Here is a 22,416-nt window from a genome sequence, read left to right as displayed (position 1 = left end):
ATGACCGGCACGCAAGCCCCGTCGTGCGCCGCGCCGCTCGTGCGCGGGGCGAATACTGCGGCGGCCCGGTCCGCGACCGGACGAGCTGGCTCTGCGACCACCCGGTTCGGCTACCGACCGGCCGTCGACGGCAGGACCACCGTCCGGCCTCCCGCGCTGATCGCGGTGGCCCACGGCAGTCGTGATGCACGGTCGGCTGCGACCGTGTCGGCGGTCGTCGCCGCCGTCGCGGCCGCACGCCCGGACCTCGATGTCCGGTTGGCCTTCCTCGACCTCAACGCGCCTTCGGTCGAACAGGTCGTGGATGCCGTCGCGGCGCAGGGGCATACCGACGCGGTGGTGTCGCCGCTGTTGCTCGGCAGCGCCTTCCACGCCAGGGTCGACCTGCCCGGCCTGCTCGGCACTGCCCGCGCCCGCCACCCACGGCTGCGGCTGGTCCAAGCCGACGTTCTCGGCGCCGATCCCCGGCTCGTCGCCGCGCTGCGGGATCGAGCGCTGACCGCCTGCGGGACCGGGGAGGCCGTGCACCCGTCGGCGAATTGTCGTCTCGGCATCGCGGTCGCGGCGGTCGGGTCGTCGTCGCCCACCGCCAACGCACGCACCGCCGTGGTGGCCGGTCGACTCGCCACGCTCACCGGCTGGCGCACGGAACTCTGCTTCGCCACCACCGGACCGTCTGTGACCGAGGCGATGTCGCGACTGCAGGCCCACGGCGCGGATCGCGTACTGGTCGCACCGTGGTTTCTGGCCCCGGGGCTGCTGACCGATCGCCTGGTGCGTGCAGCGCCGCAGGCCATCCACGCCGACGTCCTCGGTCCGCATCCGGCGCTCACCGACGTCATCCTGGATCGCTATCACGCGGCGATCGCCGAGCCGCCGGCGCTTTCGGCCTGACCGGCAGCCGGCGCCGTCTTGCGCGGCCGAGACCGGCTCTTCCTTCGTCCGCTTGGTCGACGGCGCACCGCCAACCTGGTAAATCGCCACCACAATCCCTGATCACGACGGGAGGGCGCCGACCGGACTCGCGTGCGGGCGGCGAGCCGTACTGCCGCCCGGATGCCTTGATCCGACGGTGCCTCGGTGGCGGCCGCTGCCGAGCGCGCAGGCGCGGTCGGTGACGCGCGGGGTAGCCGATTAGTTGCAGTGCGGACGGCATCATATGATCTACCGCACACTCCGCCGTTGTGTGTGTGAACGGCATCCGGCTTGGTCAGGCTTGGAAGGACACCGCATGATCATCCGTGCCCGAGCAGTAGACGGCGCCTCGGACGCCGATGGCGTCAGCGACTCAGCAAACAATCAGGACATGCTATTCACTCCCGCAGCGAATGCGGACGAGCAGAACCGCCCGCGCGGCGAGGACCGCACCAGCGTGCAATCGCCCGCCGACGGGTCGAGCGACCTGGACTCGACCCGGATCATGCCGCCGCTCGACCGGATCGACGCGCTCGGCCACACCGCCATCCTGCCGCCGCTCGAGCTGTTCGAAGAAGACATCCCGGCGGCACCGGAGCAGTTCCCGGTGCACGACGCCCCGCCGATTCCCCGCCGTCGCCCGTGGACGACATGGATCGTGACCGGCGCCGCAACCGCGGTGGCCGCCGCGCTCGTGCTGGTCGCCGGACTCGGTCTGATCGATCGGGACGCAGACGGCGCCACGGCATCGGCGACCGAGCAGGTGCGGCGCGCCACCGATTCCGTTACTCGCAACGGCACGGTGCACGCCGACGGCGCCACGGCCACAGCGGTGCTGTCGCACAGTGTGGGCAAGGTGGTCGTGTCAGCCGTCAATCTGCCCGCATTGGACGATGTCCACGCCTACCAGCTGTGGATGATTCCGGTCGGTGGCGCACCGCGGTCGGCCGGAATTTTGCACACCACAGGTGAATACCTCGAGCTGGCGGCCGACCTGCCCGACGACACCGCACTGATCGCGATCACCACCGAGCCGAGCGACGGGTCGCCGCGGCCGACCACGCCGGAGGTGGTCCGGATCGACCTGGCGTGAGTCGATTCGGCGGCGTACGCGCGATAGCGCCCACCGGCGGTGCCCGGCACGGCCGACACCGTTCCGCGGGGGCGTGCGACGGTCGAAATCGCGTGATTCCGATGCGGGATCGGCGTCGAGGCAACGCTGCAATCTGCAGCGTTGCCTCGCAACGAAGGCATCAGGGTCGGAACCAACGCTCCAGAACGGTGGCGACGCCGTCCTCGAGGACATGGTCGGTGACCTCGTCGGCGAGGCAGCGCACCTCCTCGGGCGCGTTCGCCATCGCCACCGAATGCGCTGCCCAGCGGAACATCTCGCGGTCGTTGTAGCCGTCGCCGATGGCCAAGGTCGCCGCGTGCGGGATGCCGAGGACGCCGCGCACTTGCTCCAGCGCCCAGCCCTTGGACACGCCCTGCCGGGAGACGGTCAGCCACGGGCCGAACTCGCCGTGTACCCAGCTCGCTCCGGGCACCCGCAGGGTGCGCAGCGCGCGCAGCATCTCCGGCAGCGAACCCTCTGGCCACCAGCCGTTCAGGCGTGGAGTGGGTTCGCTGCTCAATGCCTGGTGGTCGACGAGCAAGTAATCCCCGATCGAGAATTCGCCTGGGCTTATTCCGGTGGCCCACGTTCCGATCCCGACCTTCTCCACGGCGAAGATCATCTCCGGGAACAGCGCGCGCAGCGCGGTGACCGCCGGGGCCGGGTCGAAGGCCTGCACGGCGACCGGCTCGCCCTTGGCCACGTCGATGTGCACGGCGCCGTTCGAGCACAACGCGTGCCCATCGTTCAGTCCGAGTTCGGTGAGGACCGGACGCGTCGTCAGCAGGGTGCGCCCGGTGGTCACCACCACATGCGCGCCTGCCCCGACGGCCGCGCGCACAGCGGCGAGCACCCGCGCGCTGACCGGTCTCCCGGTGTCCAGCAACGTCCCGTCCACATCCAGCGCGATCAGCTGGGGTCCCCCGGATACCACCAGCCCATTGTGCCGGCGAAGCGTCGAGCTCGTCAGCCGATCACCCGCTCCGAGACCGGCACTCGCGCCAGGATCGGGTACCGCTTCGGTCACAGCTAGCGACCTCGGCCTCCGCCCATGCCGCCTCCGCCCATGCCACCGAAAGCCGAACCGCCGGAGGTCGACCCACCACCCGGGCTGGAACGGCCCACCGAGCCACCAGAAGGCGAAGCGCCCGAAGAGTTTCCCGCCGAGGCCCCGCCACTGGAAGGAGGCCCGCCATGACTACCACCCGATCGGGAACCACCCGGCGAAGAACCGCCAGTCGTGGCGCCTCCCGTCGCGCCGGCACGCGACGGCCGTCCGGTCGAGCCGCCCGACGACACACCACCGGAACCACCGCCGGATCGGGAACCACCCGGCGAGGACCCGCCGGTCGAGGCTCCCTCGGTAGAACCGGCCGACGACGGCCCTCCCGTCGAACCACCCGCCGACCCAACGGAAGACGACGAATCCCCGGTGGAGGAAGTTCCATGCGTTGTCCCGCTGGTGGACCCATCGTTCCACGATGGCGTTCCACCATTCGATGCATCCGCAGGATTACCCCCGGCCGACGCACCCTCGGATGAAGTGTCGCCGGACGAGCCGCCCTCACTGTCGGAAGGCACTCCGGATCCCGGGGTGTCGGCACCGGCTCCAGTGGACGGAGCGTCGGTCGAATGCCCCGGCGCGGTCGCGCCGGAAGCGGGGGGAGTAGCTGGATTCGGGATCGCCGGCGGCCAACCCGTCTGGGGTGCAGGCACGGTGGTGCCGGGCGGGGCGGGTGACCCTGCAGGCGGTCCAGCGGGCGTATCAGCACCTGACGCGGGAGGCTGATCAGGCACGTGCGGCTGAGTAGGCACGTGCGGCCAACCGTGGCCGCTGGGCGGGCGATGACGATCGAAGACGAACGGCAGCGGATTCACGAATACGGCCGGGTTGGTATACCTCCCGTCGCGAGGACCCACCGAGCTACAGCAGTTTCGAGGTTCCCGATGCGAGCCGAACCGCGAGTCGGAGACCGACGGGCCGTATGTCGCGCCGCGCGGAGCAGGCGGGATGAGGCGGCTGTACAGCGAAGCCCGCGGCGACAGAAACGAGGGCATCACGTACCCCGCATGCCATCGTGCGGCGGCGGTCACCCGCGACCATGCCTCGGCGACCTGCTCGCCGCGCGCGTCGAACAGCAGGGCCTCGGTCGGGGCGGAAATATCCGGGAAGCGCTTGGACAACGGCGACAGTCCGGGAACGGTAGGTCCGCCGAAGACGGTCACCGCCGACATCGCGACCGCGGAAACCACGGCGGCACTGGAGATCACCGCCGCGCGCGGTACCGCCGTCCGGCCGCCGGACGTACCGAGCGCCGCGGTCCGTGCCGCCATGAGCGCAGCACCGGCGGCGACGATCTGACCGGGGTCGGCCGAAATTACTACGGGCCTACCGAGTTCGGCGAGCGTCCGCGCCACCTCGGCGGGCCGCGACGCGCCCCCGATGACAAGAATGCGACCGATGTCGGACATCGTGACACCGGACGCCCGGACACAGGCGCGCACCACCTCGAGCGAGTCCTGCACATGCACGGTGCGCAGACCATCGATGTCGACGATCGGCGTCATCGACCGACGCGCGGGGTCGGGTGCGTAGCGGGCGATCATCGCCCCCAGCGGCCGGCCGCCGAAGTCGTAGGAACGCATCGGCTTTCCGATCATCGGATGGTTGTCCCAGTCCGGGCCGACGCGCACCACGGTCACGTCCAGGCTGGTGCCGCCGAGGTCGTAGACCAGCACGAAATTCGACTCCAACGGGCCGTGCGCGTACTCGAGCCACTCGGCTGCCGCTACCGGCTCCGGCACCAGCAGTATGTCGCCCGCGCCCGACAAGGCGAGCGCCTGACGCAACAGCGCGAGCTGTTTGTCGGAATATGTTGCCGGGTAGGTCGTGATGACCCCTGCTTCGATGGCGGCGGGCTCGGACGCACGCAGTTCCTGCACGACCGCGGCAACCAGGTTGGCGGGCGACCAGATTCGGCCTCCGACGACAACAGTGTCCGGGTCACGGCTCAGATCAGCGAAATCCGTGATCGCCATGCCGAGCCGAGAAATCCCACCGACGCGCAGTCCACCCGCGCTGTCGAAGGTCACCGCGGTGCGGCGAGATCGCGCCACAGGGCGCGTGCGCACACCGTGAACCGACGCCGTCACCGAGTTCACTGAACCGATGCTGAAACCCAGACCTGTGGTCATCCGCTATCCCGTCAACGCACCGTGACCACGTCCATCGCACAGGGGATCCCAGCGGCCGCGGTCGTCTTCCAAACAGCGACTACAGGTTAGCTGCTTCGCGTCCATACAGATGCTTAATTGATATGCGATTTCCCTCCGCTCGCCTCGACCGCAAGTATCGCCAGGTGGTGGCATCAAAACTGATGCGTTCAGTCCCATCGACAGGCCAATCCCGCTGCGACTCGCCATATTCCGTTAACATGCAGCGATCGAGTTATCCAAGCCGAAATCCGACCGTGAGATGGTTCCACTCCCCCATACCACACCAGGCGATAGGCACCGACTGGTCGGTAGCCAAATCATTGCCACTACTTCGTATTTCCAATGCCGCTTCGAACGGGACCATCGAATGACCTGTCAAATACAACGGCTGATACCCGCCAGCGATGCCGCTCCGCTCCGGCTTGACTCGACAACGCGACCACACCATGGCGGTGAGATCGCAAGAGTGGAAAGGAATATGACGACGATGGGTATGCGGTTCGCGGGACAAGTCGTTCTGATCACCGGCGCCAGCTCGGGCGTGGGCAAAGCGGTGGCGATTCGGGTCGCGGGAGAGGGAGCGGCAGTCGTGCTCGGCGCACGGGGCAAGGACGCGGGCGAACAGGTGGCCGCCGACATCCGCGCGGCCGGCGGTCGCGCGTTGTTCGTGCCGACCGATGTCACGGTGGAACAGGATGTGGCCCGGTTGACCGAGGCAGCGCTGTCCGAATACGGCCGCCTGGACGCGGCGTTCAACAACGCGGGCGCCGTCCACGCGTTCGGGTCGGTCACGGAGATCGACGAGTCGGGCTGGCGCGCCGACCTGGAGCTCAATCTCACCAGCGTGTTCTATGGCCTGCGACACCAGGTCTCAGCGCTGGCCGCCACCGGCGGCGGGGCGATTCTGAACAACGCGTCGAATCTGGGCGTTGTCGGCATGGGTTCGGTGGCGCCGTACGTAGCGGCCAAGCACGGCGTGGTCGGGTTGACCAGAGCGGTGGCGTTGGAGTCGGCCGACCGAGGTATTCGCGTCAACGCACTGGTGTCCGGGGCGATCGACACGCCGGCGTTCCGGAACTCGATGGGCGCGACACCGGAAGGAGTGGCGACCATCGCCGCGCTGCATCCGCTCGGCCGGATCAGCACGCCCGATGAGATCGCCTCGTTCTGTGCGTACCTGCTCAGCCGCGAGGCGAGTTTCGTCACCGGAGCGGCGCTCGCCATCGACGGCGGGTTCACCGCGCGCTGACCGTCCGGTGCGGCGGGACGGAAGGGCCGCCCCGAGGAACAGCACCGCCTCGGTCCCCACGGTGGGCCTTCTTCAAGCGCGGGCCAACAGACGCCGAATCCGGCTCGGCCGAACAGCGGCGGCCCCTCCGGCGCGGACCGCGGGCCGGCGCAAGCGCACCAGACGGTCGAAATCCGCCCGGGTGCCGGTGGGCTCGGGTAGCAGACCTGCGTTGAAGTCCGTGGCCAGCTGCCGCACGGTCTGCTGCGCACAGGACTTGTTGGTGCCGATGAAACCGGTAGGGCCGCGCTTGATCCAGCCGGTGACGTAGATACCGGACAGTGCGGTGCCGCCGACCCGGTCCAACACCCGACCTTCCTGGTTCGGGATCACCGCCGCGTTCTCGTCGAACGGCAGATCAGGCACCCGAACGCCGCGGTACCCGATCGAGGTGAGAACCAGGCTGGCGTCCACCCGCTCGGTCCGTCCCGTCGCGACCGCACGGACGCGACCATCCGGACCGGTGACGAGTTCCGTGTGGCCGACCTCGATACCGAGCACCCGGTCGGTCCCGAGGATCCGGGTGGGTGCGGCCAGGTACCGGAACACAATTCGCTTGCGTCCCTGGACCGGGCGGGCACGCGCGCTGTGCAGCAGCCGTAGCTTCTGTTCGACCTGATAGGGCAGTTGCGCCCCGCGCTCGGGCAGTTCGCCCTCGATCACGACGTCGACATCGGCGCCCAGCAGGCCGACGAATTCCGGCACGGTGAAGGCGGATTCGAGCGGCCCGCGGCGGCCGAGCACGACCACCTCCTCGATCTCGCTGTTGCGCAACGCCCGCAGTGCGTACGGGGCGATGTCGGTATCGGCGAGCGCACCGGGCGCACTGGTCAGAATACGGGCCACGTCCAGCGCGACGTTGCCGTTGCCGACGATCACCGCGCGCCGCCCGGTCAGTTCGACGACTCGGTCGGCGTGCTCGGGATGACCGTTGTACCAGGCGACGAAGTCGGTGGCCGGCACGTTGCCCGCCATCCCCTCACCCGGAATACCGAGTTTGCGATCCGACGACGCACCCACCGCGTAGATCACGGCGTGGAAGTGGCCGAGCAGCTCGGCCCGCGAGATATGCACGCCGATCTCGACATTCCAGTACGAGCCGAACCCCGGCTGCGCCGAGATCACGTCGAACAGCTTGCCGATCGCGCGGGTCTTGTCATGATCCGGCGCCACGCCGTGCCTTGCCAGACCGTAAGGCACCGGCAGCCGGTCGAATACCGTCACCGACACGTCGGACTGAGTGAGCAGCTCGTCGGCGGCGTACATCGCCGACGGCCCGGACCCCACGATCGCTACGCGCAGCGGCTGCCGATCGGTGTGGATCTCGGCCGCGGGCACCGGTCGGGCCAGCAGCGAGCGCGGCCGTGTCCGACGGTAGAAGTCGGCGTTGATCTCGAGGAAAGGCTGCTGCTCAGCGGTCAGGTTCCGGGCCGGCACCAGGGCGTCGACCGGGCAGGCGGTGGCGCAGGCGCCGCAGTCCACGCATGCCTTCGGGTCCACGTACAGCATCTCCGCCGTCGGAAAGTCCGGCTCGTCGGGAGTCGGGTGTATGCAGTTGACCGGGCAGGCATAGACACAGGACGCGTCGCTGCAGCACGACTGGGTGACGACATAGGGCATGACAGGCTCAAGCGACCTTGTTCTCGGCGCGCAGCGGCTCCGAGCGGTATCGGGTGGTGTGGCCATCGATCCGGAGCAGCTTCCAGACCATCTTGGAGACCGGGTTGATCAGTCCGATGTCCTTGGCCAGCGTACGCACGTCGCAGAAGTAATCGCTGAAAACCCGTTCGGCTTCCTTGGATCCGTAGAACAGCTCTTTACGGACCTTGTCCGGAATGTCGAACTTCTGGAAGAACGACCGCGGCGGGGTCACGATGGCGCGGCCGAGAATCCACATCACAATCGGCATGGCCAGTGACAGCACGAACTTCTCGCCCGCGCCCGTCCGGGGCACATGGTTCTTCAGGAACTCGTGCGCGAACGAGATGTGTCGCGCCTCTTCCGCCACATGGATGGCCATGACGCCGCGCATGATCGGGTGCACCTGTTCACCCGAGCGCAGAATCTGCTTCTGGATGTGGTCGATCGGTTCCTCGCCGGCCAGCACCGCCATGAAGAACAGGTTCGGGAACCGGGCGGCCACCGGCGCGCCCAAGTACTTGAACTTACTGGTCACCGGACCCATCCCAGGGACGTCCAGCCCGATCCGATTGACCATCTCCTGGAACATCAGGGTGTGATTGTGCTCCTCGATCATCTCGTGCGAGCAGTACCGGAACTCCGGCGAACCGTTCGGCAGGCCGAAGTTGTGGATCACCATGCCGCTGATCAGGATGGACTCGAATTGCAGACCGACTTTGGCGATGTTGGCCTGCCGGTACTTGCCGACCGCGATCTTCTGTTCGGTCGGCAGCGCTTGATACCAGGGGTGGCGCCCGACCGTATCGGCGGACACGGGCAGGATCCAGCGTTCCGCGCCGGCGTCGACGGCGAAATCGGGGTTGTCCCAGTCGATGTCCTCGAACGGATCGAAATGTTTGTCGACCGACCCTTCGGAGAGCAGCAGCAGCTTCGCGGCGTACTCCTGCGCCTTCGCCAGATCGGGATCGACTGCGGGCGTCACGGCTGTGGACATCGTCGTCACTGCCTCTCCTCGGCGGGACCTTTATCTGTATCCCATGGTTACACCAACGGAGAGTTACGTCAACCCAGCACGTATCAGGGCCGCCCGACGGTGCCCGCCCTCATCGCGAGCACCGCCGGGCGGCCCGCCTACCGCGATCCGACCTGCGACAACCCGACGACCACCCCGTCACCGGGAACCGCGACCGACATACCGACGCCGGTCAACGACAGCATCGCGAGGACAGCGACCCTGGTCCACCGGCGCTTGGTGCGGCGCGACAGCACCAACGCGCGGGTGACCGCGCGGCGACGGGCCCGGCCGTCGCGCTGGTCGGACTGCCCCTCGGCCGCAGCCGCCGCCCTGCGGCCGATGATCGCGGCGCCGTCGGCGACGGTCCGCTCGGGATCGGGCGCGATCAGCACCGGCCTGGCCAACTCGGCCGCCAGCACCTGGGCCACCTCCACCGGCCGTGCCGCGCCGCCGACCACGAGGACACAGTCGACGTCGGCCATGGTGACGTCCGCGATCCGCAGACAGCGGTAGACGAGTTCGAGCGATTCCTTGACAAGGTCGCGGCGCAGTTCGTCGGCCGCCGCCTCCGTCACCGCCTCCGCGACCGAGGACGACGGCAGACCGCGACCCGCACGTTCGGCGACCAGCGCGCCGAACGCACGTCCGCCGAACTCGGTGGAGCGCAACGGCTCACCGACGATCGGATTGTGCGGACGCCCGGCGCCGACCCGGACCAGCGTCACGTCGAGGCTGGTGCCGCCGAGGTCGTAGACCAGCGCGAGGCCGGGCATCAGCGGTCCGCGGTCCGCCTCGAGCCAGGCCGCTGCCGCGATCGGTTCGGCGACCAGCGTCACCCGGGTGAGCTCGGCGGCGTCCAGCGCCGCACGAAGCTCGCCCACCTGTTCACCGCTGTAGCCAGCCGGGTGCGTCAGGGCGATGCCGACACCGGCGCCGCACGACGGATGATCGTCCAGCACCTCGCGAATCACACAGTCGGCGACCGTCGCGACGAGATTCGCACGCGAGAGCGGACGATGCCGCACCCGTGCCTGCATGATCGAGCGCTGGGTGAGATCGGCGAATTCGACGATCGCGCGACCATGCCGGGGAATCATGCCGACCCGGGCCGAGCCGGTGCTGTCGAAGGTCAACGTCGTGCGGCGGGTAATGGCCTGCGAACACTGCTTTTTGCGGTGCCCCGGCGGGGCCTTGGCCGAACCTTCCTCCGCCAGTGCGGAAACCGTGTTCACCGTACCGATGCTCAAACCGAGACCAACCGCCATCGCAATCCACCTGATCGCCGCGCCGATTTGCTTCGAACGCAGTCCAGGCAACCACTCCGCGATCCTCATGCCAACCCTGGACAACCGATTGTCCGCAAGCCGCCTGTACCGACCCACGTCACACACTCCGGCCATCGGCCGACCCACCGCGTGCCGACGCCGACATCGGGCGCCCGGTCGGGTTTCCCTGCGACACGCGAGGTTCGGAGCAGCCCGTCAAGGTTTGCCTGTAAGTCGGTCCCGACAATCTCTCGCGAACAGACACGGGCCTACGTGCCGGAACCACCACCGAAATAGATTGCGGCAGATTAGCTGCACCACAACTGCGCGCCCATCGGCGTGCCGCGCCAGACCGATTCGGCCACGCGCTCGGCACGACTCCCGGCAACGATACGACTCCGCCCATCGCAGCGTCGACACGGTTCGGAGCTACCGTCCCATCCTGCTGCGCGACCCGGGACCGCGTAGCAGGCGGCACCTTCGGCAACTACCCGGTCGTGCGACCGCTGCCGCGCGTCGACACCAACACGCGCCACCTACCGCGAACCTCTGGCTAATGCGTGGGCAGTTCCGGGATGCGCGTGGCGCGCGCGTACACCGTCTCACCGTCCGACAGCCGCAATGCCTCCGCGTCGCCACGGGTGACCTGCGCGGCGAACAGGTCGCCGGTGGCGGCGTTACGGAGTTCGACGCGCACCTCGAAACCGAGATGGACCACGCGCTCGACCGTTGCCCGGGTGACGCCGGCCGATTCCGCGGTGCCCTCGTGCTCGGCGAGCGCCATGCTCGGGTCGCGGCCGACCCGAATGTCATGTGGTCGCACCAGATGTCCGTTCAGCCGGGCCACCGCGCCGAGAAAGGACATCACGAATTCGTTGGCGGGCCGGTCGTACACGTCCTCCGGACTGCCGATCTGCTCGATACGGCCCTTGTTCATCACCGCGATCCGATCGGCGACGTCGAGCGCCTCCTCTTGGTCGTGGGTGACCAGCACGGTGGTCACGTGGACTTCTTCGTGCAGCCTGCGCAGCCAGGTACGCAGGTCGGCACGGACCTTGGCGTCCAGCGCGCCGAACGGCTCGTCCAACAACAGCACCTGCGGGTCGACGGCCAGCGCGCGGGCCAGGGCCATGCGCTGGCGCTGCCCGCCCGACAACTGAGCCGGGTACCGATGCTGGAAGCCGTCCAGCCCGACGATGCCGAGCAGTTCGTCGACGCGCTTGGCGATCTCGGACTTCGGGCGCTTGCGGATCTTCAGGCCGAACGCCACGTTGTCGCGCACCGTCATGTGCTTGAACGCCGCGTAATGCTGGAACACGAAACCGATATCGCGCTTCTGCGGCGCCACCCGGGTGACATCGCGTCCCGCGATGGTGACCACGCCGGAGTCCAGTGATTCTAGGCCGGCGATCGAGCGCAGCAACGTCGACTTGCCCGAACCGGAAGGGCCGAGCAACGCGGTCAATTCGCCGGACGGGATATCGATGGTGACATCGTCCAGGGCGGCGAACGAGCCGTAGTTCTTGTTCGCGTTGGTCACGGTGATCACTTGGCGCCCCGCTTACGCTCGAGGAGGGTCATCAGCAGAAGAGTCACGAGGGCAATACCCATCAGCAACGTCGCGGCGGCATAGGCGCCGAAGGTGTTGTGGTCATTGATGTATCGACCGTGCACGAGCAGTGTCAGCGTCTGTGACTTGCCGGGTAGGGCGGAGGACACCATGATCACCGCGCCGAACTCGCCGAGCGCGCGGGCTACCGTGAGCACCACACCGTAGGTCAGGCCCCACCGGATCGCGGGCAGCGTAATACGCCAGAACGTCTGCCACCGCGAGGCGCCGAGGGTGGCCGCGGCCTGCTCTTGGTCGTCTCCGATCTCCTGCAACACCGGCTCGACCTCGCGCACCACGAACGGCAACGTGACGAAAATGGTGGCGATCACCATGCCCGGCAGGTTGAAGATGACCTTCACACCCAGGTCTTCGAGGCCGCCGAACCAGCCGCCCGAGCCCCACAGCAGGATCAGCGAGACGCCGACCACCACCGGCGACACCGCGAACGGCAGATCCACGATGCCCTGCACCAGAGTGCGGCCGGGGAATCTGCCGCGGACCAGTGCGATCGCGGTGACGATGCCGAAGACGACGTTCAACGGGACGACGATCGCCACGATGAGGATCGACAGCTGGAACGCCGAGACCGCCGCTGGGGTGGAGATCGAGTCGACGAACGCGCCGACCCCCCGTTCGAAGGTGCGCCACAGAATGATGAGCAACGGCAGAAGCAGCAGAATGAACAAATAGCCGAGCGCCACCGTCCGGAGTGAGATACGCGTCGACGCGGACAATTTCATCGGTCGGCCTGCTCTTTGCGCGTGGCTCGTTCGGCGAGCAGCCGCAGCACCAGCAGCGTCGCGAACGAAATGACCAGCAGCGCGACCGATACCGCCGCCGCGTTCACCGGCCGGTCGATCTCGATCTGCTTCTGGATGTACTGCGAAGCCATCTCGGTCTTGCGCGGAATCGCGCCGCCGATCAGCACCACCGAACCGTATTCGCCGATCGCGCGGGCGAAGGCGAGACCGCCGCCGCTGATGATCGCGGGCGCCAGCGTCGGAAGCACGATGCGGCGGAAGGTGGTCCAGTTGTTCGCACCGAGCGACAGCGCGGCCTGCTCGACCTCATGGTCGGCCTCGATGAGCACCGGCTGCACCGATCGCACCACGAACGGCAGCGTGACGAACGCCAGCGCCACGATCAGGCCCGGCTGGGTCGCGTTGAGGTGGATATCGATCGGACTCTGCGGGCCGTACAACGCCAGCAGCACGATGCTCGCCACGATGGTCGGCAGCGCGAAGGGCAGGTCGATCAGCGCGTTGACCAGGCCTTTGCCGATGAACTCGTCGCGGACCAGCACCCAGGCGATCAGCGTGCCCATCACCACATTGATCAGCGCGACCACCACCGAGACCAGCACGGTGATGCGCAGCGAATCCAGGGCGGCGGGAGCGGTGATCGCGTCCCAGAAGCCGGACCAGCCGTCCTCGAAACCGGTCACGGTCAGCGCTGCCAGCGGTAACAGCACGATGATGCTGAGCCACAGCATCGCGGTGGCGATACCGAGCGGGCCGACCGAGCCGGTCACGCGCAGCCACGACCGGTTCCCACGAGCGGGTGCGGGCGCGGTGGCGGAGCCGCCGGGACCGCCTACCCGCGCGGTCCCGGCATTGCTACTAGCAGTCACGATCGTCCAGTATCCCGTGTCCGACGAGGCGCCCGATTATTTGGTCGCGTTGTCGTAGATGACCGCGACGGAACCGGTATTCGGGGTGAACAGCTCCTTGTCGACGGTCTTCCAACCACCGAGATCGTCGATCGTCCACAACTGCTGCGGGGTCGGGAAGTCCTTGGCGTAGTCGGCCGCCACTTGCGGATCGACCGGCCGGAAACCGGCCTCGGCCCACGCCTTCTGGCCCTGCGCGGTGAACAGGAAGTCGCGGAAGGCGACCGCTTTCTGCTGGCTCTTGCTGGTCTTCAACACCGCGACCGGATTCTCGATCTTGAAGGTGACCGGCGGGATGGTGTGCTCGATCGGGTCGCCGTTGCGCTCGGAGAAGATCGCCTCGTTCTCGTAACTCAGCAGCACGTCGCCGGTGCCCTGCAGGAAGGTCTCGGTCGCCTCGCGGCCGGATTTCGGCTGAACCTTCACATGCTCCTTGGTGACCAACCGGCTCAGGTAGTCCAGGCCCGCCTGCGGATTCTTGCCGCCGTCGCTCGCGGCCGCGTACGGCGCGAGCAGATTCCACTTGGCCGAGCCCGAGCTGAACGGATTCGGGGTGACCACCTCGACGCCCGGCTTCAGCAGGTCCTCCCAATCCTTGATGCCCTTCGGATTACCCTTGCGGACCACGATCGCGACGACCGAGCCGAACGGAATTCCCTTGCTGGCGTCGGCATTCCAGCTCGCGTCCACCAGGCCCGCGTCCACCAGGCGGGTGATGTCCGGCTCGACGGAGAAGTTCACGATGTCGGCCGCCGCGCCATCCTTGACCTTGCGGGACTGATCGCCCGACGCGCCATAGGACTGCTGGATCTGGACGCCCTTCCCCTGGTCGGTCTTGTTGAACTCGGGGATCACCTTGTCGAATCCGGGCTTCGGCACCGCATAGGCATAGAGGTTCAGGGTGCCCGCACTGCCGTCCGAGGCACCTCCCCCGACGGTGTCACTGGCTCCACCACCGCACGCGGTGAGCGCGACCGCCGCGAGCGCGGTGACAGCGACGGCGCCGTAGCGTCGACGCGGGGAGAGCCACGATTTGCGAGACATCAGGGTTGAGCCTTTCCTGCGGACCGCCATTGTCCGGTAATAGCGTCGGTGGCGGATAAAACTAACGGTGTTCGGTAGATTTGCGCCGCATTGCGCGGCGATATCGCGATTCGTCGGCCGAATCGGTCGCCAGAGGTCGAGTCCGTTTGCGAGAAAGTTGCGTGCCGGCCTACGGGCGGGCGACGAAAAGGACCCGTCGCCGATCAGCGACAGAGAATATCCGCGACTGCGAGATCACCGACAGCGATCAACGCCAATTCATGGCGGACCTGCGGGATGACACTCGAAGACACGGGCAGACTGTAGCAGAGCAACCATGCGAGTTCGAACCATCGTGGGTCGACAACCAGCAGGACTCAGCCAATAGATGCAGGCCCGGACGGTCTTCGCACCCGCGACGGGCAGGTCCGAGTAGACGAACGTCACTTCCGCACGCTGCGCCGGACTGCGTGCGGATCCCGGAGGAGCGCGCATCACACCAGAGCTGGCGGCGCCGTGGCGTGCGTGCCGACGGCCGGCGACCACGTCGAAGATCCCGCTGATCCGGACGGCGCGCTCGGCAACGATGTCGGCTCGTCGGCGACCGCTGTCGCCGAACTCATCTCAGCCAACGATTCCGCGACCGACCGGCGTGAACCGGTGTGCGCTCAGCGAGTGAGCAACCAGGCGACAACGACCAGCACGAGCAGCGCGACCAACGCGAGCTGGACCCGCGAACGGGGCATCAACGCGCCCCGCTCTGCACCGGCCGACCGCTGTGGGCGGCGGCCACCAGCTCGGGTTCGGGGAGGATCGGCGTGGGACTCGGCACCGGCGGCACTGCCGCGGCGGCGTGCCTGCGATCAATGCGGCGCAGCACCGCGCGCAACAGACGGTCGAGCCCGTAGGCGATGGCGAAGCTGATCGGGACCATCCCCACCAGAACAACCAGGAACTGCGGGATGAACGGCAATCCCGCGACCCACAGCTCGAAGCCGTCCCACCAACCTGCGATGCGATGCACGGCTCCAGCCTAGTAGGTCCGCCGTGGCGCTCCGCACGGCCAACGCACTCGCAACCACATCGAGGCGCCGCAACAGTGGACGCCGAGCCCGGATCGGTCCGAAGATGGGATATGGCGTCCTCCGAAGACCGCATTGTCGACGAACCCGGCAGCTTGGCGCTGTCGACTGCCATGATCGAAGCGCGACATCACGGCATCTTTCCCCCGATCGATGACTATGCCTTCCTCTCCGACTGCGAGACCAACTGCCTGATCGCCAGCAACGGCGCGGTCGAATGGATGTGCGTACCGCGGCCGGACTCGCCGAGCATCTTCGGCGCCATGCTGGACCGCAGTGCGGGGCATTTCCGGATCGGGCCCTACGGCATCAACGTTCCCGCCGCCCGCCGCTATCTGCCCGGCGGGATAATCCTGGAGACCACCTGGCAGACCGACACCGGCTGGCTGATCGTGCGCGACGCCATGGTGCTCGGGCCGTGGCACAACAACGACCAGCGCAGTAGGACGCATCGACGCACACCGATGGACTGGGACGCCGAACATGTGCTGCTGCGCACGGTGAAATGTGTGAGCGGCACGGTGGAGCTCGAGGTGAGTTGCGAGCCCGCGTTCTCCTATCACCGGGCCACCGCGCGCTGGGAGTACACCGGCAAGGTCTACGAAGAGGCGACCGCGGTCCGTGACGACGACCCGGGCGCGGGCCCGTCTCTTCGGCTCACCACCGACCTGCGCCTCGGTTTGGAGGGCAGGGAAGCCCGGGCCCGCACCAGGATGACAGAGGGCGACCAGGTGTTCGTCGCGCTCACCTGGTCGGAGCTGCCCGCGCCGCGTACTTTCGACGACGCCGCACAGCGGATGTGGCAGACCACCGAATGCTGGCGCCAGTGGATCACGCTCGGCAAGTTCCCGGATCACCCATGGCGCGACTACTTGCAGCGCAGCGCGCTCACGCTCAAAGGTCTCGCCTACGCGCCGACCGGAGCGCTATTGGCGGCCGCGACCACATCGCTGCCGGAAACACCACGTGGGCAACGCAATTGGGACTACCGCTATACCTGGGTGCGCGACGCCAGTTTCGCACTGTGGGGCCTGTACACCCTGGGCCTGGATCGCGAAGCCAACGACTTCTTCGCCTTCCTCAACGACGCGACGACCGGTGAGAACAACGAACCGGTTCCGCTGCAGGTGCTCTACGGCATCGGCGGCGCGCGTGAACTCGACGAGCACATCCTCGAACACCTCACCGGCTACGACAGCGCCCGACCGGTACGGATCGGCAACAACGCCTACAACCAGGACCAGCACGACATCTGGGGCACCATGCTCGACGCGGTGTACCTGCATGTGAAATCACGGCAGCAGGTGCCCGAGACGTTGTGGCCACTGTTGGTTCGTCAGGTGCACGCCGCCATCACACACTGGCAGGAACCCGACCGCGGCATCTGGGAGGTGCGCGGCGAGCCGCAGCATTTCACCTCGTCCAAAATAATGTGCTGGGTGGCGCTGGACCGCGGCGCGAAACTGGCCGAACTGCACGGCCAGTTCGAGCATGCCGCCGACTGGTACGCCATCGCCGAAGAGATCAAGACCGACATCCTCACCCATGGTGTGAACGCCGAGGGGGTGTTCACGCAGGTGTACGGCGGCGACACGTTGGACGCCGCACTGCTGCTCGTGGTGCTGACCCGTTTTCTGCCGCCGGAGGATCATCGGGTGCGCGCCACGGTGCTGTCCATTGCCGACCGCCTCACCGAGAACGGCCTGGTCCTGCGGTATCGGACCGAAACCACCGACGACGGACTGACCGGTGCGGAGGGAACATTTACGATCTGCTCGTTCTGGCTGGTCTCCGCGCTGGTGGAGATCGGCGAAGTACAGCGCGCCAGACATCTGTGCGAGCGGCTGCTCGGCTTCGCCAGCCCGCTCGGGCTCTACGCCGAGGAGATCGACCCGCGCAGCGGTCGCCACCTCGGTAACTTCCCCCAGGCATTCACCCATCTGGCCTTGATCAACGCCTTGACGCATGTGATCCGAGCCGAGGAATCCCGACGTACGGGCCAGTTCCAGCCCGCGCACACCTAGTAGGGCGATTCGCGCCGACCGCCCGGCCACCCGACCGGTGCGGCTACCCGGCGATCAATGCGTCGGCCTCGTCGCGGAGCCGGCGCAGCGTGCCGAGTTGCACTTCGAGGTCGGCGACCCGTTCCTCGCTGCGGGCGCCGTACTTCCCGTAGGCCTCCTCGGCCACGCGCAGCGCCTCGTCCGCGCCGCGCGAGAGGTCCGTCGCGATGTCGGTGAAGTGGTCGCGCAGCACCCGCTGCACGGCGCGCAAACGGTTGCGCGATTCCTTGCCGACCTGGAAGATCACGTCGTCCATCAGGCGCGCGACCGCCACCTTGGCCTCGGCCCGCCTGCGCAGCTTGCGGTTCTTGCGGTCGTCCCACAGCGCGTTGACGCCGAGTAACACGCCCGCGCCCGCCGAGTACCAGTTGACCAACGACATGCCGAGCAAACTGGTGGCGAGACCGACCATCAGGATGCCGCCGTAGGAACCCCGCAGACCGGTCAGGAACTGCTGTGTGACACCGGCTTTCGCGCTTTCCAGCGATTCCAGGGACTGCACGTGTTCGAGCACCTCGCCAGGAGAAGCCAGGCGCAGATCGACCTTCGGCGCCGCGCGGTTGTCGGCCGGGAACTTGGCGGCAACCTGCTCGCACAGCTCCATCGAGCGGAAGTGCGCCACCGCGAAGTTCTCTTCGACGGCGTCGCAGATCCGGGCGTCCAGGTCGGCGTCGAAATCCCGCCACCGACGTGCCGGATCGGTCTTGGCGATCTCGGCCTCGGCATCCCGAATCAGGCTGCGCAGCCGATGACGCAGATCGTGCTCGATGTCGGCCATCAGCTCCGTGCTGCCGTCGACCAGGGTGACCTGCCAGTTCGCCGTGCGCTGACGCAGCTGATCGGCGTCGTCGCGGGCACGGGTGAGTTGCGCGGTGATCTCCGCCCCGCGACGCGGATCACGCAGCGCCTCGGCCTCGGTGCGCAATGTCATCGCGAGGTGGTCGCCGACCAAGCGGATATCCCGCACGGCGGCTTCCAGCGCGACCGTGTCGGCTCGGGCGATCACATAGTCGCGCAGGTGGTCGATCAGTTGCGGCACACCCGATTCGATGTCGCGCTGATAGCCGCCGGATAGTCCGGCCTGCCGATGCAGCTGCGCGGACACCGGCGCCACCGCGAACCCCAGACCCGCCGCGTCGAGCAACTCCCGGTTGCGCTGCTGGGTGTGCGACCAGTGCGGATGGATATCGATCTTGTTCAGCACGCAGATCACGGTGGGGCAGATCTGCTCGATGCGCTGCAGCTCGGCGATCTGCTCGATGGTCAGTTCGGCGCCCGCGTCGCCGACGTAGAGCACCGCGTCTGCGGCGGCGATCATCGACCAGGTGGTGCGGTTGTCGCCCAGTGCCCCCGGCGCGTCCATGACGACCACACCATCGGCGAGCAGTGGGCTGGGCTGGGTGAACTCAGCGCGCACGACGCCCTGGGCGGCTAGCGCCGGGCCGGGATCGAGCGGATCGACCGATTGACGCTCGGTGCGACCCACCTCGTTCTGGCGCACCAGTGTCGCGGTCGGCTCCGGACCGTACTCGACGATCACCGGAACGCTCAACTCGCTGTTCGTCGCACTGACCGCGGTCCCGACCAGGCTGTTGACCAGCGTGCTCATGCCGTTCTTCGGCTCACCCACGACCACGAGGCGCACCCGGGGATCGGTCACCCTGGCGCGGACCATGTTCAATCGACTGCCGAGATCGTCACGTCCCGCGGACCGGGCCGTCTTCCGCAGCTCGTCGAGTATTCGGATGAGCGGGGCCATCGCGTCCGGATGTTTCACGGTCGCGGCCTTCAGCCCGGCAGCGGCAGACAACCCTCCTCCTTGCTCTCGGTTTCTCTCGATCGATATACCCCTTGCCAGCGCCCGGCGGTCGTTCAATCCTCGACGAATCGACTACATCAGTGGGTGGTCCAGCCCGCCGGACACCATATGATGTGGCTCGGCGCCGATGGACTCCGGCATCAGCGCGCTGGACAGGTTACCGCCCGAGTCCACCGCGAGCACAGGGTGGTCGACGAACGGGTGATCCGCCGCCATCAGCGGCATGAGATCGGGACCGGCGACGTGGTCACCACCGAGCGGTGCGGAGATTCCGTGCAGTTTAGGGTCGATGACCTGCGGTTTGACCGGCACCGGCACTGGGGTCGGCGCGGGCGGGACATAAGTCGGCGCGACCGGGGTGTGCGGCTCGATGTCGACGGTGGGCGCGCTCGGCGCGTGAGTAGGCGCGCTGTATGTCGGCGCGACGGTCGGGTGCGCGGGCACCGAGACGGTCGGCACGTCATCGGTCGGCAGATCGTTGGTCGGTGCGTCATCGGTCGGCTGATGGGTCGGCCGAGTGCTGTGCGTGGCCCCGGCTCCAGTGCTCGGGGCGTCGATACCGCCCGGGGTCGTCACGTCGTCGTCGGGGCCGGACGTCGGTGTTGCCGGCTTGGTGACCGTCCCGCCTGGCGTCTCCGTGGTCGGTACGTTCGGACCGGTGCTGACACCGCCGTGCGGCACCGTCGTGGTGCCGGCTCCCGGGACCTTGATGGTGCTCTGATCCGGCGTCTCGGGTACCGACGGGGTGGTCACGTCGTCGTGCAGGGTCGGCGTCGGCGTGGTCTTGACGATCGTCGTCGGCTTGGTCGTCGGCGACGGCGTCGGGCCGGACGGCTGCGAGTCGGTCACCGGAGTGGGTTCGAGCGCGGGTATCGGCCGCACGATGTGGTCGAACAGCGCGGGCACCACCGCTGCCGGCGCGGTCAGCACCGACGGGCCCTCCGGAGCGGCGAGCACATTCGCGATCGGCGTAGCGGCCGCGTCCGGCTGGATCGTGGTCTGCAGTGGGGTGGCGACGATCGGTGTGGCGGCGAACGCGGCGGGAGCGGCGGGAGCGATCGACGCTGTCGGCGCCACCGACGCGGCAGACGCGACGGACGCCGCCGGGGCGACCGGACCTGACGCCACGGCGATCGGCGCCGAGGCTACCAATGGCTGCCCGACCGGTTGGGCGGCGCTCGCCGCGAGAGACTGCGCCGAGGGCGCACCCGCGGTAGGCGCGGCGAGCGCGCCGAGCCCGGGACTGCTCTGGCCCGACGCCTGCGCCTCGGTGGCCGTGCGGCCGGTGCCGTCCGGCACGTGGATGCCGTCGGCCAGCCAGTCGGTGAACTGGTCGAGCTGGTCGCCGACCTGGCCGGCCGCGGCGTCGACCTTCATCTCCGAGGTGAAGTAGACCCCGTTCGGACCGAGTCCGAAGTCGACCGACCACTGGGTGCCGACGAAGACCCCGAGGTGATCGCCGCCCGCGCCGACGCCGTCGAACGGATCGCCCGCTGCCGATGTCGCATCGAGGGCGATATTGCCGGGCAGGTCGAAAACGGTGGAGCCGGGGGCGACGAAGCCGTTGGCGCCGGGCAGGCCGAAGCCGTGCCCAGCCTGCCCGAGTCCATGGCCCGGCAGCCCGAATCCGTGGCCACCGGGCTCGACCGCGCCGGAAGGATCGGAACCGACGGGACCGGGCAGTGAAAGTCCATCGGACACGGGGTCGTGGGTCCCGGAGAGCGTGAGCCCGGCATGGTTGCCACCGACACCGGGGATGTGTGGAATGCCGCCCGGCCCGGGCACGCCCCCACCGGAGAATCCGGGCAACTGCATACCGTGCCCGCCCGCGTCACCACCCGGCAGAGTCGGCAACGGCAGGCCGGCGTCGGTACCGTTGTACTCGCCGTCGAGCGTCGGCAACGAGGGTAGGTCGGCGTAGCCGGGATCGGTGCTCGGCAATGTGAAGCCCGGCGCCCACTGGCCATGCACGACAGGCGAATTCGACGCGGTCGGCGGGGCGTACGGCGTGGGCTCGACCACCGGATCCGGAAACGTGACCACCGGGCTCGGCTGGTCGGGATCGGGGTCGGTGTTGTGCGCCCAGCCGGTGTTCCAGCTGTCGAGCCGGGACTCGCCCGGCTGCGCGGGAACGCCACCGCCGTTCGCGGCCACGAGTGCGCCGCCGGTCACATACGCGCCCGCCCGCGCCACCTGCGCGACACCGGTTGCCACTCGATAGGCGGTGTCACCCGCGCGGTCGGCCGCTTCGGAATCGTCGTCGAAGGGCAGATCACGCGTCATGGCAACTCCACTCTCGATGTCCAGCATCCTCACCGCGCCGGGCCGACCGAGTGAAGATCACCTAACAATATTTCGGAAATACTCGACTGTCACATTCTCCAGGACTGTAGAGAATCCGATTGCACCGAGCAACACAACCTTGCCATCACCGATAACGGAGCGAAAGCCCTATTTCCGGTGTCCCCGGCAGACTGGACACGGTCTCGGAATGCACCGGTACCAGCCCCGATTCGGTGTGCTTCGACAGTCGCCCTGATCAGCATCCGGGAAAAAGGGGGGAGAAATTGGCAGATCTCGAGAGCGCCTCCGAGAACTCTGGGTTCGAGGTCGGCGTGTGATATCCGACATTGCGAGAGACACTCCCGGTAGGACTGTGGTTTCCACGCCGAGTTCTCGTCGCCGAGAGTCCCT

The 22,416-nt window shown here is 67.9% G+C and carries 17 protein-coding genes; 4 read left to right on the top strand and 13 right to left on the bottom strand.

The features are described from left to right. Together AB0B25_RS11045 and AB0B25_RS11040 are read left to right on the top strand one after the other, a co-directional pair. A complete protein-coding gene (locus AB0B25_RS11045; protein WP_357177060.1) occupies positions 1-894 on the top strand; it encodes a sirohydrochlorin chelatase in 894 nt (297 codons plus the stop codon). A 337-nt stretch (positions 895-1,231) separates the two neighbouring features. After that, a complete protein-coding gene (locus AB0B25_RS11040; protein WP_357177059.1) occupies positions 1,232-2,008 on the top strand; it encodes an anti-sigma factor in 777 nt (258 codons plus the stop codon). Between the two features lie 160 nt (positions 2,009-2,168). Here AB0B25_RS11040 and AB0B25_RS11035 read toward each other — a convergent pair whose 3' ends face one another. Further along, entirely contained in the window at positions 2,169-3,056 is an 888-nt protein-coding gene (locus AB0B25_RS11035) for an HAD family hydrolase (protein ID WP_357177058.1), read from the bottom strand. Between the two features lie 2 nt (positions 3,057-3,058). Further along, positions 3,059-5,224: an Hsp70 family protein gene (locus tag AB0B25_RS11030; protein ID WP_357177057.1), complete on the bottom strand. Its 2,166-nt coding sequence runs from the start codon at positions 5,222-5,224 to the stop codon at positions 3,059-3,061. Between the two features lie 499 nt (positions 5,225-5,723). Between AB0B25_RS11030 and AB0B25_RS11025 the strand changes: the two genes are divergently transcribed. Beyond that, positions 5,724-6,494 (top strand): SDR family oxidoreductase, encoded by a 771-nt coding sequence (locus AB0B25_RS11025; protein ID WP_357177056.1) that lies wholly within the window; start codon positions 5,724-5,726, stop codon positions 6,492-6,494. Positions 6,495-6,566: 72 nt separating this feature from the next. On the opposite strand, the gene AB0B25_RS11020 is transcribed toward AB0B25_RS11025, so the two are convergent. From AB0B25_RS11020 to AB0B25_RS10980, 9 genes are all read right to left on the bottom strand, one after another. Then, positions 6,567-8,153 carry an FAD-dependent oxidoreductase gene (locus AB0B25_RS11020; RefSeq protein WP_357177055.1) on the bottom strand — a complete coding sequence of 529 codons (1,587 nt, stop codon included), beginning with the start codon at positions 8,151-8,153 and terminating at the stop codon, positions 6,567-6,569. A gap of 7 nt (positions 8,154-8,160) precedes the next feature. Next, positions 8,161-9,168 carry a diiron oxygenase gene (locus tag AB0B25_RS11015; RefSeq protein WP_357177087.1) on the bottom strand — a complete coding sequence of 336 codons (1,008 nt, stop codon included), beginning with the start codon at positions 9,166-9,168 and terminating at the stop codon, positions 8,161-8,163. 137 nt (positions 9,169-9,305) lie between these two features. Then, positions 9,306-10,454, bottom strand: a complete 1,149-nt coding sequence (locus AB0B25_RS11010) for an Hsp70 family protein (protein ID WP_357177054.1) — start codon at positions 10,452-10,454, stop codon at positions 9,306-9,308. Positions 10,455-11,007: 553 nt separating this feature from the next. After that, entirely contained in the window at positions 11,008-12,003 is a 996-nt protein-coding gene (locus AB0B25_RS11005; RefSeq protein WP_357177053.1) for a sulfate ABC transporter ATP-binding protein, read from the bottom strand. Next, positions 12,000-12,806, bottom strand: coding sequence for a sulfate ABC transporter permease subunit CysW (cysW, locus tag AB0B25_RS11000; protein WP_357177052.1), 807 nt, complete (start codon positions 12,804-12,806; stop codon positions 12,000-12,002). Before cysW ends, AB0B25_RS11005 begins: the two co-directional genes overlap by 4 nt. Beyond that, positions 12,803-13,603, bottom strand: a complete 801-nt coding sequence (gene cysT / locus AB0B25_RS10995) for a sulfate ABC transporter permease subunit CysT (protein WP_357177086.1) — start codon at positions 13,601-13,603, stop codon at positions 12,803-12,805. Before cysT ends, cysW begins: the two co-directional genes overlap by 4 nt. A 129-nt stretch (positions 13,604-13,732) precedes the next feature. After that, on the bottom strand, positions 13,733-14,779 hold the full coding sequence (locus AB0B25_RS10990; RefSeq protein WP_357177051.1) for a sulfate ABC transporter substrate-binding protein: 1,047 nt from the start codon (positions 14,777-14,779) through the stop codon (positions 13,733-13,735). A gap of 203 nt (positions 14,780-14,982) precedes the next feature. Next, positions 14,983-15,072: an Ms4533A family Cys-rich leader peptide gene (locus AB0B25_RS10985; RefSeq protein WP_357177050.1), complete on the bottom strand. Its 90-nt coding sequence runs from the start codon at positions 15,070-15,072 to the stop codon at positions 14,983-14,985. A 431-nt stretch (positions 15,073-15,503) separates the two neighbouring features. Then, complete coding sequence (locus tag AB0B25_RS10980) at positions 15,504-15,782, bottom strand: hypothetical protein (RefSeq protein WP_357177049.1); 279 nt, start codon at positions 15,780-15,782, stop codon at positions 15,504-15,506. A 171-nt stretch (positions 15,783-15,953) separates the two neighbouring features. Between AB0B25_RS10980 and AB0B25_RS10975 the strand changes: the two genes are divergently transcribed. Then, the gene (locus AB0B25_RS10975; protein ID WP_357177085.1) at positions 15,954-17,864 is read left to right on the top strand and encodes a glycoside hydrolase family 15 protein; all 1,911 of its coding nucleotides are present in this window, start codon (positions 15,954-15,956) and stop codon (positions 17,862-17,864) included. Between the two features lie 43 nt (positions 17,865-17,907). Here the strand turns inward: AB0B25_RS10975 and AB0B25_RS10970 are convergent, their stop codons facing one another. Together AB0B25_RS10970 and AB0B25_RS10965 are read right to left on the bottom strand one after the other, a co-directional pair. After that, positions 17,908-19,713: a dynamin family protein gene (locus AB0B25_RS10970; protein WP_357177048.1), complete on the bottom strand. Its 1,806-nt coding sequence runs from the start codon at positions 19,711-19,713 to the stop codon at positions 17,908-17,910. A gap of 81 nt (positions 19,714-19,794) precedes the next feature. After that, the gene (locus tag AB0B25_RS10965; RefSeq protein ID WP_357177047.1) at positions 19,795-22,005 is read right to left on the bottom strand and encodes a hypothetical protein; all 2,211 of its coding nucleotides are present in this window, start codon (positions 22,003-22,005) and stop codon (positions 19,795-19,797) included. Between the last annotated feature and the right edge of the window lie 411 nt (positions 22,006-22,416).

Source organism: Nocardia sp. NPDC049190 (assembly GCF_040648115.1).
Classification (GTDB): Bacteria; Actinomycetota; Actinomycetes; order Mycobacteriales; family Mycobacteriaceae; genus Nocardia.
Note: the sequence above shows the minus strand (reverse complement) of the source record. Positions and strands in the feature narration are given on the sequence as shown.

What these genes read in the sequence shown, in the direction of transcription:
- AB0B25_RS10965 (WP_357177047.1), bottom strand. Translation starts at nt 22,005, where the DNA reads ATGACGCGTGATCTGCCCTTCGACGACGATTCCGAAGCGGCCGACCGC.
- AB0B25_RS11040 (WP_357177059.1), top strand. Translation starts at nt 1,232, where the DNA reads ATGATCATCCGTGCCCGAGCAGTAGACGGCGCCTCGGACGCCGATGGC.
- AB0B25_RS10975 (WP_357177085.1), top strand. Translation starts at nt 15,954, where the DNA reads ATGATCGAAGCGCGACATCACGGCATCTTTCCCCCGATCGATGACTAT.
- AB0B25_RS11025 (WP_357177056.1), top strand. Translation starts at nt 5,724, where the DNA reads ATGACGACGATGGGTATGCGGTTCGCGGGACAAGTCGTTCTGATCACC.
- AB0B25_RS11020 (WP_357177055.1), bottom strand. Translation starts at nt 8,153, where the DNA reads ATGCCCTATGTCGTCACCCAGTCGTGCTGCAGCGACGCGTCCTGTGTC.
- AB0B25_RS11010 (WP_357177054.1), bottom strand. Translation starts at nt 10,454, where the DNA reads ATGGCGGTTGGTCTCGGTTTGAGCATCGGTACGGTGAACACGGTTTCC.
- AB0B25_RS11030 (WP_357177057.1), bottom strand. Translation starts at nt 5,224, where the DNA reads ATGACCACAGGTCTGGGTTTCAGCATCGGTTCAGTGAACTCGGTGACG.
- AB0B25_RS11015 (WP_357177087.1), bottom strand. Translation starts at nt 9,168, where the DNA reads ATGTCCACAGCCGTGACGCCCGCAGTCGATCCCGATCTGGCGAAGGCG.
- AB0B25_RS10990 (WP_357177051.1), bottom strand. Translation starts at nt 14,779, where the DNA reads ATGTCTCGCAAATCGTGGCTCTCCCCGCGTCGACGCTACGGCGCCGTC.
- AB0B25_RS11045 (WP_357177060.1), top strand. Translation starts at nt 1, where the DNA reads ATGACCGGCACGCAAGCCCCGTCGTGCGCCGCGCCGCTCGTGCGCGGG.
- cysW (WP_357177052.1), bottom strand. Translation starts at nt 12,806, where the DNA reads ATGAAATTGTCCGCGTCGACGCGTATCTCACTCCGGACGGTGGCGCTC.